Source organism: Cysteiniphilum halobium, assembly GCF_003574425.1.
Classification (GTDB): Bacteria; Pseudomonadota; Gammaproteobacteria; order Francisellales; family Francisellaceae; genus Caedibacter; species Caedibacter halobius.
Genome location: NZ_QLIU01000028.1, coordinates 1 through 14,514, shown reverse-complemented (window position 1 = coordinate 14,514; position 14,514 = coordinate 1). Strand labels below are relative to the sequence as shown.

Annotated in this window: 19 protein-coding genes; 5 read left to right on the top strand and 14 right to left on the bottom strand. The window is 36.8% G+C overall.

What is annotated here, in order from left to right; all coding sequences use genetic code 11:
* Positions 1-270: 270 nt before the first annotated feature.
* The 4 genes from DNK85_RS06360 to rpsA all read right to left on the bottom strand — a co-directional run bounded on the left by DNK85_RS06360 (position 271) and on the right by rpsA (position 4,248).
* Positions 271-1,548, bottom strand: coding sequence for an MATE family efflux transporter (locus DNK85_RS06360; RefSeq protein ID WP_235842397.1), 1,278 nt, complete (start codon positions 1,546-1,548; stop codon positions 271-273).
* A 2-nt stretch (positions 1,549-1,550) separates the two neighbouring features.
* Positions 1,551-1,871: a TusE/DsrC/DsvC family sulfur relay protein gene (locus DNK85_RS06355; protein ID WP_119328740.1), complete on the bottom strand. Its 321-nt coding sequence runs from the start codon at positions 1,869-1,871 to the stop codon at positions 1,551-1,553.
* Between the two features lie 68 nt (positions 1,872-1,939).
* Complete coding sequence (locus DNK85_RS06350; RefSeq protein ID WP_162896562.1) at positions 1,940-2,500, bottom strand: hypothetical protein; 561 nt, start codon at positions 2,498-2,500, stop codon at positions 1,940-1,942.
* Between the two features lie 86 nt (positions 2,501-2,586).
* Positions 2,587-4,248 carry a 30S ribosomal protein S1 gene (rpsA, locus tag DNK85_RS06345; RefSeq protein WP_119328738.1) on the bottom strand — a complete coding sequence of 554 codons (1,662 nt, stop codon included), beginning with the start codon at positions 4,246-4,248 and terminating at the stop codon, positions 2,587-2,589.
* Positions 4,249-4,505: 257 nt separating this feature from the next.
* On the opposite strand from rpsA, the gene DNK85_RS06340 reads away from it, so the two are divergent.
* The gene (locus DNK85_RS06340; protein WP_119328737.1) at positions 4,506-5,441 is read left to right on the top strand and encodes an ROK family protein; all 936 of its coding nucleotides are present in this window, start codon (positions 4,506-4,508) and stop codon (positions 5,439-5,441) included.
* Between the two features lie 176 nt (positions 5,442-5,617).
* Positions 5,618-5,944 carry a helix-turn-helix domain-containing protein gene (locus DNK85_RS06335; protein WP_117001236.1) on the top strand — a complete coding sequence of 109 codons (327 nt, stop codon included), beginning with the start codon at positions 5,618-5,620 and terminating at the stop codon, positions 5,942-5,944.
* 12 nt (positions 5,945-5,956) lie between these two features.
* Here the strand turns inward: DNK85_RS06335 and DNK85_RS06330 are convergent, their stop codons facing one another.
* Genes DNK85_RS06330 through minC form a run of 10 tightly spaced genes read right to left on the bottom strand, consistent with a single transcriptional unit; the run spans position 5,957 to position 11,698 of the window.
* Positions 5,957-6,391 (bottom strand): MAPEG family protein, encoded by a 435-nt coding sequence (locus tag DNK85_RS06330; RefSeq protein ID WP_119328736.1) that lies wholly within the window; start codon positions 6,389-6,391, stop codon positions 5,957-5,959.
* A 25-nt stretch (positions 6,392-6,416) separates the two neighbouring features.
* Positions 6,417-6,668, bottom strand: coding sequence for a BolA family protein (locus DNK85_RS06325; RefSeq protein WP_119328735.1), 252 nt, complete (start codon positions 6,666-6,668; stop codon positions 6,417-6,419).
* Between the two features lie 42 nt (positions 6,669-6,710).
* The gene (locus DNK85_RS06320; RefSeq protein ID WP_119328734.1) at positions 6,711-7,013 is read right to left on the bottom strand and encodes an STAS domain-containing protein; all 303 of its coding nucleotides are present in this window, start codon (positions 7,011-7,013) and stop codon (positions 6,711-6,713) included.
* Positions 6,985-7,728 carry an MlaC/ttg2D family ABC transporter substrate-binding protein gene (locus DNK85_RS06315; protein ID WP_119328733.1) on the bottom strand — a complete coding sequence of 248 codons (744 nt, stop codon included), beginning with the start codon at positions 7,726-7,728 and terminating at the stop codon, positions 6,985-6,987. The genes DNK85_RS06320 and DNK85_RS06315 overlap by 29 nt, the downstream gene beginning before the upstream one ends.
* A gap of 5 nt (positions 7,729-7,733) precedes the next feature.
* On the bottom strand, positions 7,734-8,231 hold the full coding sequence (mlaD, locus tag DNK85_RS06310; protein ID WP_119328732.1) for an outer membrane lipid asymmetry maintenance protein MlaD: 498 nt from the start codon (positions 8,229-8,231) through the stop codon (positions 7,734-7,736).
* A gap of 2 nt (positions 8,232-8,233) precedes the next feature.
* Complete coding sequence (mlaE, locus tag DNK85_RS06305; RefSeq protein WP_119328731.1) at positions 8,234-9,004, bottom strand: lipid asymmetry maintenance ABC transporter permease subunit MlaE; 771 nt, start codon at positions 9,002-9,004, stop codon at positions 8,234-8,236.
* Between the two features lie 11 nt (positions 9,005-9,015).
* A complete protein-coding gene (locus tag DNK85_RS06300; protein WP_119328730.1) occupies positions 9,016-9,813 on the bottom strand; it encodes an ABC transporter ATP-binding protein in 798 nt (265 codons plus the stop codon).
* Positions 9,813-10,112 carry a cell division topological specificity factor MinE gene (gene minE, locus DNK85_RS06295; protein WP_119328729.1) on the bottom strand — a complete coding sequence of 100 codons (300 nt, stop codon included), beginning with the start codon at positions 10,110-10,112 and terminating at the stop codon, positions 9,813-9,815. Before minE ends, DNK85_RS06300 begins: the two co-directional genes overlap by 1 nt.
* A 1-nt stretch (position 10,113) precedes the next feature.
* Positions 10,114-10,965, bottom strand: coding sequence for a septum site-determining protein MinD (gene minD / locus DNK85_RS06290; RefSeq protein ID WP_235842396.1), 852 nt, complete (start codon positions 10,963-10,965; stop codon positions 10,114-10,116).
* Positions 10,966-11,014: 49 nt separating this feature from the next.
* Entirely contained in the window at positions 11,015-11,698 is a 684-nt protein-coding gene (gene minC, locus DNK85_RS06285; RefSeq protein WP_119328728.1) for a septum site-determining protein MinC, read from the bottom strand.
* Positions 11,699-11,864: 166 nt separating this feature from the next.
* Here minC and DNK85_RS06280 point away from each other — a divergent pair, with 166 nt between their 5' ends.
* The 3 genes from DNK85_RS06280 (at position 11,865) to fmt (ending at position 14,395) form a co-directional block, all read left to right on the top strand.
* The gene (locus tag DNK85_RS06280) at positions 11,865-12,902 is read left to right on the top strand and encodes a FecCD family ABC transporter permease (RefSeq protein ID WP_119328727.1); all 1,038 of its coding nucleotides are present in this window, start codon (positions 11,865-11,867) and stop codon (positions 12,900-12,902) included.
* Between the two features lie 97 nt (positions 12,903-12,999).
* Positions 13,000-13,419, top strand: a complete 420-nt coding sequence (gene fvfA, locus DNK85_RS06275; RefSeq protein ID WP_119328726.1) for a Francisella virulence factor A — start codon at positions 13,000-13,002, stop codon at positions 13,417-13,419.
* 22 nt (positions 13,420-13,441) lie between these two features.
* Positions 13,442-14,395 carry a methionyl-tRNA formyltransferase gene (gene fmt / locus DNK85_RS06270; RefSeq protein ID WP_119328725.1) on the top strand — a complete coding sequence of 318 codons (954 nt, stop codon included), beginning with the start codon at positions 13,442-13,444 and terminating at the stop codon, positions 14,393-14,395.
* Positions 14,396-14,514: the final 119 nt, after the last annotated feature.

Sequence of the window (14,514 nt, the reverse complement as noted above, 5' to 3'; positions counted from 1 at the left end):
ACAATTAATTCTAATCACAAAATCAGTAATGTATCAATTTTTATACATAGTAATACGTTATTGAAACGGATTTTTTACATCTTACTAAATATAATGTCATTCATTCGATCATGTTGATCGTTACATAAATATGTCGAAATTTTTATCTATAAGGAGTAAGAAAATGACAAAAGAAGTTCAACAGAAAGCATCATCTTGGCAGAAGTTTAAAAAAGAATATGTGAAATTCTGCTCATTACAAGCACAAGCATCATTGTATTTATAAGGCAGCTAGCTATGTAGAAAGGTAAAGATGGTTGGATTAACATTAAGCTTTTTTACCACAAAATAGGTTAATACAAGATTCCAGAAAATCATTGCAATGGCAGAAGCAATTGCAACACCATAGGCATGTAAACTTGGAATAAGAATAATACCTAGTACGATATTAATGATAAGCGCAATATAGAAGACGCGACACGTTGTTTTCTCAAACCCTGCCATATTCAAGATGGTAAAGACACTTCCACATAGTACGTTGACGGCTTGGCCAATCATCAATACACAAAATAGCGAATAAGCCTGAGTATAAGCTGCACCATAAAGCATGGTAATCCAATAGCCTGCAATAATCAAAGTCACCATTCCAAGTGCCGAGAGTCCACAGATAATACGTGTATATTCGGTAATCTTGGTTTGAAATGCTTCTCGCGTGAGCATTTTATAATCATTGGCTACTTGTGCCATAATATTGGCACTAACTGCATTTAAGACAAATACAACCAAAGCACTCAGTTGCAAGGCAACTGCATAATAAGCAATATTCTCATTGCTAGAGAATATTTTAAGTAACACGATATCAATTTGGCTTAACAGCAGATTTCCCCATTTTAGTAACATAAAAGAAACATTACTACCTTGTGGTTTATGACTTTTAAATCCATACTTCACACTTACTTTCAACCATAAGGCAAGCATATAGAGAGTAATGGCCGCAAACATAGAGCCGACAAGTAGTGGCGCATTATGAATTTCAATTACGATATAAATGCCAATCATTATCAACATAATAAGGCGCATGACGAATTGGATTAAATTGGCGTAAATCACTTTTTTATTGGCAACATAAAAAGATTGTAAAAGATTAGCAATAAAAAAAGGCAAGGCAAACAAAAAGGCAAAAACTTCAACAAAGCTTGCATTAGAGTCAAATAAATAGATATAACTAAAACAGGCAATGCAAGCAAATAGAAGAATGAGTAACCCGCGGCGCCAAAACCAGTTATGCAACTGAAAAACCTCTTTAGTGCGTATGATATCAGTATTATCCGACCATCCCCAGCTACGCGCCAAAATCCCATCGGCACCTAAGGTAGCAATTACAGCTGATATAGTTGCAATAGTTACCCCAAACATATACTGTCCATACGCATTAACAGATAAATAGTGTGCAAGCAAAATGGCAGAAGCAAAGGCTGTCATTTGTCCTAAGGCTTGTACAAACATGGTACCTAAGGATTTAACTAGAATCTCATTGTGAAGTAGTTTTTTCGCTTTTGTTATTAACATTATTAAATGCATCTTTTAGGTTTGGGTAAGCCTGCAATTTTGGCAGCTTGTACAGCAGGAGAGGTTGGAAAGAGCGTTTGTAAATAAAGGCTATTACCAATGTTATTACCATATTGCGCTTTGAGTGATTTAACCAAAAGGCGAATAGCTGGTGCTGTACTATGTGTCTTATAGTACTCACGTAGGAAATAAATAACTTGCCAATGTGCATCAGTTAGTGTGATGTTTTCTTCTTTAGCAAAGGTATAAGCTATATCAGGTGACCACTGTGTGTGATCTTTTAAAAAGCCGTGATCATCAAGTAATTCAATAAATTGGGTCATTAAAGGAAAGATAGCGTATGTTCAATCGGTGTATAGTAGAGGAATTTGCTTTGATAGTGAAGTCGAAATTAAACAGTCAGGTTGTATAAACCTGTTTCTATATTAGCTATAATCTGTTTGTATACCCAAGAGAATGGTAGCTGATCTGGGTTGAAATTATAAACATGGACATCCCATTGTTTCCTTGACTTACCATAATAATCAATCACTAGGTTTAAATAACACGGTGCATTACTATTAGCGTTTAAGGTATAAAATGAGTCAGCAGACATTACTTTAAAGGCGGGTAATGGGTATTTCGAATTATTGGTAGTAACCCAGCATTGTTGAATTTCTGTTTGTGCGGGTAAAACTACTCTTTCTCGAGAGTAAAAATATATTGCGGTAATGCCTTTCTCACGATGAAGTTTTGTTAATAATTTAAGATAATTACTATTAATGTACTGGCTTAATAGTAATGAAATGCGGTGTGAAGAGGCATCTGTTTCTTCACATGTATGGCGTGTACAAGATGTCAGTGAAAAAGTGGTAATCAAAAGAATAAAAAAAACAGGTAGTAAACTAAACCATCTTGATGCTTCTCTAAATGCTAAAAATTGCTTATATAAAAGTGTCAATATGATTCGCAAAATAAATTAAGTCCTTTAATTTTAGTGAAAAATATATCAACAGGTAAAGCTAAAAGGCAACCTAAATGTTGCCTGAAATAAATACTTTACTTGCTCAATTTTTCTTTAATTAAATCACCAATCGTTGTTGGTGCCATTTGTTCAGCTTTGTAGTTAGTTTTAGCTGATTTTTCCATGTCTTCATCTAACGCTTTGATAGAAAGATTGATGCTACGGCGTTTAGTATCGATATTACTAATGCGTGCTTCAATTTCTTGATCTACTTTCAGAACATGGCGTGCGTCTTCAACGTGTTCACGTGAAATATCAGCAACACGGATGAAGCCTTCTACTTCAGGTGCAAGTTCAACGTTAGCACCGTTTTGCTGAACGGCAGTAATAACACCAGTTACTTTAGCACCTTTGTCATTTGCAGAGGTGTATTGTGTAAATGGATCATTAGAAAGTTGCTTAATACCTAGAGCAATACGCTCACGCTCAATATCAACAGAAAGCATAACAGCTTCGATTTCTTCGCCTTTCTTCAATTGCTTAACAACGTCTTCAGCTTTGTTCCAAGCAACATCAGAAATATGTACAAGACCATCGATATTACCATCTAAGCCGATAAAGATACCAAAATCAGTGATAGAGCGGATCTTACCATGCACTTTATCACCTGGTTTATGTGCATCAGCAAATGCTTGCCATGGGTTGATAATGCATTGCTTCATGCCAAGAGAAATACGGTGACGTGAAGCATCGACTTCTAGTACCATAACTTCGACTTCTTGACCTAAAGAAACTAGTTTATGCGGGTTAGCGTTTTTGTTTGTCCAATCCATTTCAGAGGTATGAACAAGACCTTCAATACCTTCTTTGAGTTTAACAAAACAACCATAATCAGTGATGTTAGTGATTTTGCCCATAAGCTTAGTACCAACAGCAAGTTCTTCAGCAACGCTCGCCCACGGGTCTTCGCCCAATTGTTTAATACCAAGAGAAATACGGCCTTTGTCATTATCGAATTTAATGATTTTAACATCGATTTCATCACCTAGTGCTAACATGTCGCTTGGATGTTTAATGCGGCTCCAAGACATATCAGTGATGTGCAATAAGCCGTCAATGCCACCAAGGTCAATAAATGCACCAAAGTCAGTAATGTTTTTAACAACACCTTTAACAACTGAGCCTTCGTTTAACTTCTCGAATAATGCCTCACGATCTTCTTGTGTTTCAGCTTCGATAACTGCGCGACGAGATACAACGATGTTGTTACGTTTAGTATCAAGTTTAACAATCTTAAGTTCAATATCTTTATCTTCTAAGTGAGAAATATCGCGCAATGGACGAACATCAACAAGAGATCCTGGTAAGAATGCACGTAAGCCTTTCACTTCAACTGTATAACCGCCACGAACGTGGTTTGTGATACGACCCAATACAGTTTCTTGATCATTACATGCTTTTTCAAGAGCATCCCAAACTTCAATACGCTTCGCTTTTTCACGCGATAGGCGAGTTTCACCGTTGCTATTATCTAATGCATCAAGCACAACATCTACTTGATCGCCAATTTGAACTTCAATTTCGCCTTGATCGTTTTTGAATTGATCAAGAGAAACGATAGATTCTGATTTTAAACCTGCGTCAATCCAAGCAAATTCACGATCAATCGCAACAACAGTTGCTTTAATGATCTTGCCAACACGCATTTCAGTTTCTTTCAGTGAAGCTTCAAAGAGGTCTTTAAAATTTTCAGTCATGGTTTTAGTTCCAATATATCTTAAGCCAGTGGTTAGTTATACATTGAGTTTACTGCATTCACTGGAAAACTGCATAAACTCAGCCCAAAAGGTGGCAAAATTCTAAAGGATTACATTGATATTTTCAATGAATTGTTGCCGTTTTGTGCAAAAAAGTCTTAAGTTAAATGATGGATATGTTTTCTATTGGCTGAAATAGTCTAAGTGGTATAGGCTAAAGCGCATAAACTTTTAAAAGAAAGATCATAAAAGCAAATATGAATAGTTATCTATGTTTTGATTTAGGGGGCACTTATACTAAGTATGCACTCATTAACACAAAAGGTCAGATTGTTTTATCAGATAAATATCATACTGGGGAAATTACCGATCCGGAGTTATTACTTAAGCAGTTTGTATTACGCTTTTTTGCGTTAAAGAAACAGTATCATATCATTGGTGCTGGCTTTTCTTGTCATGGGATTATTGATCCTAAAAGGGGATATATTGCCTTTGGCTCACCTTATGTTAAAGCATTAGAAAACTATCCGTTAGTTGAACGTTTTAAACAAGAAACAGGCATGACATGCGTGGTGATTGAAAATGATGTAAATGCCGCTGCTATCGGTGAAGCAGCGTATTGGCAGGAGAGCCATTACCAGAACTATCTTTTTTTGACATTAGGCACGAGCATCGGTGGAGCGATTATTCTTAATGGTCAATTATATCGAGGAGTTAATAATGCCGCAGGTGAATTCGGCTATATGGTGACACATGCGCAAGCTAATAAGCTAGGTAGTGTGAACAAAGAAAGTAAGGGAAAAAGGATGTTACCGGGTGCTTGGGAAAGTTATGCCTCAGCCAACAAATTGTTGGATATGTATTGCGCTGCAACACAAAGTGACAAGGTCAGTATTGTCGATTTTAAAGCACAATTATTAAATAGTAATCCTGTGGCAGTGCAGATTTTTGAAGAGTATTTGTATGAGCTTATAATGGGGCTTGTTTCATTGACGCATGTATTAGCTCCTGAGCTGATTATTATTGGAGGGGCTATTTCAGAAGAGAGTTTTTTTATTGATGCAGTGAAGCAATATTTTCAGCAGAATGTATTACCTTTTTATCGAGAAACCAAAATTATGCCAGCGCATCTGGGTAATCAAGCTGGCGTCCAGGGAATTGCATGTTTGTTAAGCAAAATTAAAGTATGTTAATTATTATTTGTGTGAAGTTCTTGACGAATGTAGTGACTTTGGTTATGAATAAGAGCATCGGAAGTTAAATAACAAAAAATTAAAAAAGAAACAGACATTTAAACATCTTTAGATGGTTATCAGCATGAAGCAAAGAATGAACACGATGTTTAGGTGTAGGAAGGAGTAGTAAAATAATGGCAAATCAATATTCTCAGAGCTTTGAAATCATTCTGTCAAAGAAGTATGGACGACCGGCAGAAGAAGTGTTAAAGGATTATTCGAATGAAGGCTTAAGTTACGAGGACGTTGCTGGCAAATTTGGGTTCAAAACTACCACTGTCCGTAAATGGTGTCGCAAGTATAATATAGAGCTTTTAGGGCCTACGGATGGAAATGCAGCAAAAGCTTACGAAACGCTTTATCAATCAAGTCTCAATGCTGTTTCAGTCAATACCTATAATGTATTATATCGCTCTTGGTCAATTGATCATCAGTACTTTACAGTTGATCGAAAGAATTAAAAACTTACATAACTAATAAATCTTAATCAACTCGATCAGTAGTGTGAGAATTATTGTAAACAAGAAAGACGTTGATAATAGGAATGAACAGAGCCTTAGGCTAAGATTGTTAGTGGTTAAGTGAACGAGTGAGTTAATGACTCTAAAGCTTACAAATAGCCAACCAAGTACCAGAAAATAGCCGATCTTCATCAACTCTGGGTTCAATAAGATAATCATAAAACAGATATAAAAAAGCATGGGCAGTTGAAATAAGTTATCAAGATGCCTTGAGGTGATTTCAAGCCAAGGGTGCTCTTTTTTGCAAAAATCCATTGTGCGTAGATCATCAAGAGAAATTTTGTTTTTGCGAATGGCTTGAATTCGACTAAATAAGGTAATAAAAACACTGATAATGGTAAGAATCATCATCACAATAATTGGTATTGACCAGGCAGTTGTTGACATCACTACACTCCATTTACATTATTGCTTAGTTATTTAATGACTGCCATTTTTCAGGTGTATATGTCTTCATAGCAACGGCATGTAGTTCACCTGAGGCAATATAATCATTAATTGCTGCATAGACCATTTGCTGTTGTTTGACTTTGCTAAGAACACCAGTAAAAAGATCACTGATAATGGTTGCATTGAAATGCACATTATCATCACTTTCAATCAATGCTGTGGTATTACTACCTAGTTTATTTTCGATTAAGGTTTTTAATTCTACTGTATTCATATCATAAATCTCTTGTTTGTTATTTGTTGTCGTTAAAATACATTATTTAATAAAAGGTGAAAATAAATCATCTAGACCATGAATGCTAATCAATGATTTTGTATTTTCAGAAACAGGACCTAGAAACTGCAAGGCAATATTATTACTTTGGCAATAATGAATAATGTGCATAAATAGTGCAATACCCGCGCTATCAATTTTTTGAATGTCCTTAAGCTCAATTTCAAGCGAAGATTTTACAGATTTAAGGGCACGATCTAACGCTTTCTCAATGTTTGATGCATTGCTAAAGTTAAGGTTTCCTTGCAGAATAAAACTATTTGGACTTTTTACTGATAAGCTCATTGTTCTTTTTCTCAATGGCAAGGTTAATATCTTTAAGGGTTTTATAATCTTTAAACTGTGCTTTGAAGTTATCTAATATGCTGACACCAGCAACGGAAAGATCGTAAATTTTCCACTTAGGTGCAGCCCTTTTTCCTGCTTCATTTAACATTTTAATGCTCAAATCAGAAGAGGATTTATTTTGTAAATTAATGATTTTGCCGGTTACAACAATCAGACGTTGCTTTTGCCAAGAATTATTACTAAAAGGAAATATTTGGATATCATAATTGCCTGCTTGAGCAATGTTTTCAGCATATGAATATGCCAACATTTGGGTAATTTCAGTAATGAATTTTTGATGCTCTTTCTCATTAGCAGCTTGCCAACGTTCTTTACCTACTAACAGTTGTGCAATAATGTTTGTTGCTAATAATGGCATTACATGATTATCAATTAATTGAATAAGCTCTTTGGGGTTTTGGCTTAACTGTTTCTTTGATTGAATCAAGGTTTTTTGTGTTTCAACAATAGATTGTTGCAATAATGCTATCGGAGTGGTGTTTTTTGTGGGTTTGCTAATGTCAGCAGTTATTTTTGTGGCTGCAGAGGTCACAGTTGTAGCAGGTTTAGTCTCAGATGCGAAGCTCAACTGCATACCACTGAGTACTAAAGAAGCACTTAAAAACATCATAATCTTTTGTGTTTTATCCATATTATTTGCTGTTTTTATCATATAACTTATTTCTTATTTCCAGAACCTGATACAAAGGTATTCACCAATGAGTTTAGATTAATGGCTGAAGAGGTATTTGACAACTCTATCGTGCTACCATTTTCTAAGTATTTGCTGTTGTATAGTCCGGGGATATCCATATCTGATGGATATAGGGCAATAAAGCTATCACCTAAAATGCCGCTGGTATCAATAGCAGCGCCATAGCTACTAGGAATGTTGTTATAGCGTTTGTTGATATTTAAAGTGACATTAGCAATAAAGCCATTGTAACTTGGCGTGAGTGTGATGCTGTTGACTTTACCAATTTCAACGCCAGCAATACGTACTGCTGCTCCTGGACGTAAACTGCCTATATTTTGGAATTGAGCATTGATTTGATAATATTTGTTATCAAAACCAGAGAGCGAAAGTCCACTCACTTTTAATGCCATAAAAATAAGTGCAACAATGCCAAGGAGGACAAAAACACCTACTAATAGCTCATAAGATTTTTTATACATTTTTAAACTCCTTTGAACATTAAGGCGGTCATAAGAAAGTCTAGACCTAAAATTGCTAAAGACGAATAGACAACAGTTTTTGTTGTTGCTTGAGCAATACCTGCGGAATTGGCACGACAATTATATCCTTGGTAAAGTGAGACAATTGCAATTGCAATACCAAATACCAGGCTTTTTAAAACACCATTCATCACATCATCATAAAATAACACTGAAGCCTGCATATTGCCCCAGAAAGTTCCACTAAAAAGACCAAGCAGTTTGACACCAATAAGATAACCACCCCAAATGGCGACAGTGGAGAAAAATAAATTTAAAATAGGTACGCTTAAAACACATGCCCAGAATCTAGGAGCTAAAACAAAGCGCACAGGATCAACCCCCATCATATTGAGGCTAGCTAGTTGCTCTGTTGCTTTCATTAATCCCACTTCAGAGGTAAGCGCACTTCCTGCACGTCCGGCGAATAATAAAGCGGTGACTACTGGACCTAACTCGCGGATAATACTTAAAGCAACCATTGGACCTAAAGCTGATTCGGCACTGAATTTAGCAAGTGTATAAAATCCTTGTAACGCTAAAACAAATCCAATGAATAACCCCGACACTAGAATGATTAAAACCGAGTTTATGCCAACGTGATATGTTTGTGCAATAATACTGCGTGGGTTACAGTGGCCGAAAATCATTTCAAATGTAAGTAATATTGACTCGCCAAGATTAGTAATTGTGTTTAAGGTGTTGCGACCAAGCAGTTGGATTATTCTTAGCATTAATCACTTCCTTATTGCAATGTGCTCAAAAAATCAGGTGCGGGATAATCAAACGCGACTGGGCCATCCGCGCTACCGGATAAAAATTGTGAGACAAATGGATCTTTACTGTTTCTAATGAATTCAGGTGAGCCTTCAAGCATGACTTGTTGATTGGCGATAATAATAATATGATTCGCAATGCTCATGACCTCATTGATATCGTGTGAGACGATCACTGAAGTCATGTGTAGTGCGTCATTGAGCTGTTTAATCAAGGTTAAAATTACCTTTAAAGAAATTGGATCTTGTCCAGTAAATGGCTCGTCATAAAGCATAAGCTCTGGATCCAAAGCAATGGCACGCGCAAGAGCCACGCGTCGCGCCATACCACCTGATAACTCGCTTGGCATCATGTTAGTAGTACCACGCAGTCCAACTGATTGGAGCTTCATCAGTACTAAGTTATGAATCAAACGCTCACTTAGATTGCTATTTTGACGCAAAGGAAAGGCAACGTTATCAAATACTGACAGTTGAGTAAAAAGAGCGCCTGATTGGAATAAAACGCCCATTTTTTTACGTAAGTCTAGTAATGATTTTTTATCCAATTGATTTAGGTTATGATCAAGTACATGAATATTACCACTTTGCGCTTTTATCAAGCGGCCAATTAAGTGTAAGAGAGTAGTTTTTCCAGTGCCGGAAGGACCTAGTATTGCTGTGATTTGGCCCTTAGGAATGGTGCAACTTAAGTTTTTATAAATGCATTTTTCCCCACGGAAAAATGCAACCTTATCAAAGCTTACGGCAAAGTGATGATGAGACATTAGGCGTTTAATACTTGTTTAGGTTGGCTTGACTCTTCAGGAATTGTAACATTAAGCTCAAGTACAGACCTATCCCCTTGGCTATCGATATCAATTTTTATGTCATTATGTCCGATATTGACATATTTTTTGACAACTTCAAGAATGTCGTCTTGTAATCTATTGATGAAGTCAGGTTTTTTATTGCCAGAGTGTGACTCATTTCTTTGATGTGATACGATGATCTGTAAACGTTCTTTAGCAATATTTGCACTGCTATTTGTCTTTGGTTTATTCTTAAAAAAATTAAACAACCCCATGCTACTTTCCTCCAAATAAACGCTTTAACAGACCAGGTTTTTCTGCGCTAATAAAGCGAAGTGGCTTATCATGACCTAAGAAGCGCTCAACGGCATCAACATAGGCTTGGCCAGCTTCACTATCCTGATAAGCCGTCACAGGTACACCTGAGTTTGAGGCTTGTAATACCATTTTTGATTCTGGAATAACACCAAGTAAAGGAATGGACAAAACATCTTTGACATCTTCAAGTGACAACATTTCACCTTGTAGAACGCGTGTTGGGTCGTAGCGTGTAATTAAGAGTTTGGCATCAACTGCCTCGCCTTTTTCTTTAGCTTTGCGCGTTTTACTTGATAACACACCAATGATGCGATCTGAGTCGCGCACAGATGAGACTTCTGGATTGGTAACCACAATCGCTTTATCAGCATGTAGCATTGCCATTAATGCACCTTTTTCAATGCCTGCAGGTGAGTCACAAACGATATAGTCAAAATTTGCTTTAAGCTCTTGCATAATATCTTCTAAGCCAGCCTCTGTTAACGCATCTTTATCACGTGTTTGCGAGGCAGGTAAAATATAAAGATTTTCAGAGCGCTTATCTTTTATCAATGTTTGATTGATATTAGCTTCTTTGTTAATAAGGCTAATTAAGTCATAAACAACGCGACGTTCGCAGCCCATGACTAAATCAAGATTTCTCAGACCGACATCAAAATCAATAACAACGGTTTTAAAGCCTTTCATGGCTAATGCTAATGATATCGCGGCACTGGTTGTGGTTTTACCAACACCACCTTTACCTGAGGTGATGACCACAGTTGTGGCGCGTGGCTTGGTATTTTTAGTTTGTGTAAAATCTGTGCTCACAGTATTTAATCCTTGATTCAATTGTTATTTTCTTAAAGTGTGGGGTAGCCTAAATTTGGCTAATCATGATTGTACCGTCTTTTAGCTGTATTTGATAGCCATTATTGTCATTTCCAAGTGCCTCAATAGGTTCCTCAAAAATTTTATACTGGCCAGCAATTGATACAAGATCTGCTTCTAATTTGTGACAAAAAATTCGCGCATTGGTATCACCATCTAATCCAGCTATTGCACGGCCACGCAATGTACCATACACATGAATATTGCCACTGGCTAAAAGTTCAGCGCCAGAGCTTACTGATGATAAAACAATCAAATCACCATTTTGTGAGATCAATTGCTGACCCGATCGCACACGTGAGCTGATGATTTTATGTTGTGAAGCTAATACTTTGTTGACCGAAACTGTAGGAGCGGGAATGTTTTTGCCTTCTTTGAATATTGGAAAACCTTTTGCTTGCAAAGCATCAGCCAAGGTTTGATCTGGTAATCTAAAGCCAACAGTAAGTAGAGTATGTTTTCTTAACATGCCGGTTAGACTTTCAATAAACTCGATTGTTAGTCCCGTAGTTAAAGCAGTTAATTCAATGACCATCGGTGTGTTATTAAAGAATTGTGGCGCTTGTTTTATCTTGGTAGTGATTTGTTTTTCAATGTCATCAAGATCAGTGCTTAATATTTGCAATACACTTAACGTAAAGAGACTTCCTTTGATTTGAAAAGCTGCCGGCATTTTGTTTCCCTTGTTATTTTTTTTATTTTTTAATACTTTACCAATAATGGCAGAGCAAAAGCATTATTGCATCGTTAAAATATATCGATTTTATAACGAATATCATCATAATTGGCAAGGCGAATTGTGTTTTTAGATCATAAAATATGGTAAAAGGACGGAAAAGTTGCAAACACGAACAAGTAAAGCAAAGCAAACAAAAAAAACAAGAAAAATAAATAGGGTGGTTGGCTTTCATGCTACACTTAGCTTGCTATGGTTGATGCTGTTTATTATCGTAAGTTGGTTATCATATGGGCAAAGTGCACATCTAAATAGCGTGTTGGCAAGTCAGTTATTTTGGCAGTATCAATTAATCATCTGGGCTGCTGCAACACTTGTTGGTGGCGGATTAGGTGTTAGTGGCGCCATTTTGCAATTGGTATTACGTAATCCGTTAGCCGATGCCAGTATCTTAGGCATTTCATCAGGAAGTCAGTTTGTTGGGCTTATGCTATTGTTTATCTTGCCCGCTTATTTTGTGGCACTTACACATTACTCGTATTTGCTTTTTTTCCTTGCTTGTGTGTTTGGTGCATTCATTGTACTTATTATATTTTTATTGGTGATTAGCTTGCAGGATCGGCTTGCTAATATTGCTGTGGTGATTTTGCTTGGTGTTGGTGTTTCAGCCATTTTTAGTGCGTTAACGGCGTTGATTATGAGTTTTAGTCAGGCACAAACATTGCAACAAATTACTTTATGGCAGTTTGGTGGCTTTGTAAATGTCACTTGGCAGCAGGTGATATTATTAGCTATTATTACCTTGATATTTTGTGGTTTTGTCTATTGTAAGCATCAGGCATTTGATTTATTAAGTCTTGGTGAGTCTGAAGCGATGATGATGGGGCTTAATGTCAAAAGATTGCTGGTACATCTGGTTGTGCTATTGGCATTCTTAATCGCCGCCATTGTTTCGGTTGCAGGCCCCATTGCCTTTTTAGGACTTGTCGCACCGCATATTGCTAGAATGTGTATTGGTACAAACAAGATGAAGTATTTGTTTATGAGCAGTTTTTTGTGTGGTGCAATCTTAATGTTAATCAGTCAGTTTTTATCACAAACATTACTTTATCCAATGATCATTCCTGTTGGTGTGATTACTGCTTTAATTGGTGCGCCATTTTTAATTTTCTTAGTGATTCGTGCATTGGCGGGCAAATAGCATATACCTATCGTAAAATGGTCTATGGTGGCTATAGATTGTCATAAGGCGACTATGTTATGATACGCGCTAACTTAAAACCAGACTATTGATTACTATGAGTCGTTTTCAACAAAATATTATTTATGCAGGAATTTTAATTGCCGTGATTGGCTTTTTTTGGACGATTGTACCTAAGACGAAATATGAAGCGCATGCGGTGTACTTGCCGCAAACCAAAGAAGTCTACTCGCCAGTGAAGCTTCAGGATGTAGAATTTTATGCTTCAGAGGATATGAATTTAAGAAAGGCGGTACCGGTTGTGACAGGCTTTAATGAGTCACCAATTGGTATTATCCGTGTTGATACGCATTATACGAGCAAAAAAGAAATCCAAACAGCGTGTGAGCAGAATGTGCAAAAAGCCAAAGAAGTCGCAGCACAATATGGTGCAACTAAAGTTGTTGGCAATTGTATGGCTTCTGGTAAGACAGGACCTTTAGATGGTGCGAATTTTTACGCCTACGCTTATCATTAATCATTAGGTATTTTCAGCATATATGTCAAATAACCCTAAGTCTTTACGTATTGTTTTTGCAGGAACACCTGATATTTCGGCAACGGTACTTAATGCTTTAATTCAAGAAAAATATAATATTGTCGGTGTTTTTACACAACCAGATCGAGCCAAAGGGCGTGGCAAAAAACTGGAATACTCACCGGTCAAAGCTTGTGCTTTGACACATAATATTCCTGTATTTCAACCACTATCTTTCAAAAAAGAGCCAGAAGTAATCAAGCAATTAGCGGACTTAAGTGCTGATGTCATGGTAGTTATTGCCTATGGTTTATTATTGCCAAAGATGGTACTAGAAACCCCAAAGCAAGGTTGCATTAATATTCATGTATCGCTTTTACCAAAATGGCGAGGTGCCGCCCCTATTCAGCGTGCAATCGAAGCAGGAGATAACAAAACGGGCATTACTATCATGCAAATGGATGTGGGTCTGGATACCGGTGATATTTTGCATGTACTTGAAACGCCTATCTTAGACAATGACACCAGCTTAAGCTTACATAATCGCTTAGCAGAGCTGTCAGTTCCTGCTGTTTGCACTGTGCTTAAAGAAATCGCAGAACATAAACTAAATCCTCAAGTACAGCCAGAAGGTGCCACGTATGCGCATAAGCTTACCAAAGAAGAAGGGTTGATTCACTTTAATAATCCTTGCAAGGTAATTGATTGTAAGGTTCGCGCCTTTACCCCTTGGCCAAGTGCTTATATGATGATTGATGGTGAAGCAGTGAAATTTACCGATGTTGAAATCGTTGAGCAGATGACAAACTTTGCGATGGGGACGATTATTTCAGTGGATAAAAAAGGCCTTAAAATTCAGGCACAAGACGGGGTTGTTAATATTGGTTCATTGCAGTTTCCAGGCAAAAAAATGCTGTCTTTAGCAAGTATTCTTAATGGTAAGGATTTAAGTTATCTTGTAGGAAAAGTAATTTAAACTGGATGTTTAAATCAAGTGATCAATCAAGAGAAAGTTAAAAAAAGATCTTAACGCCATGTTCAACTTTTTAAATTCCTAATTTTTCAAACTGTATGATTGAATAGCCTTTACTTTTG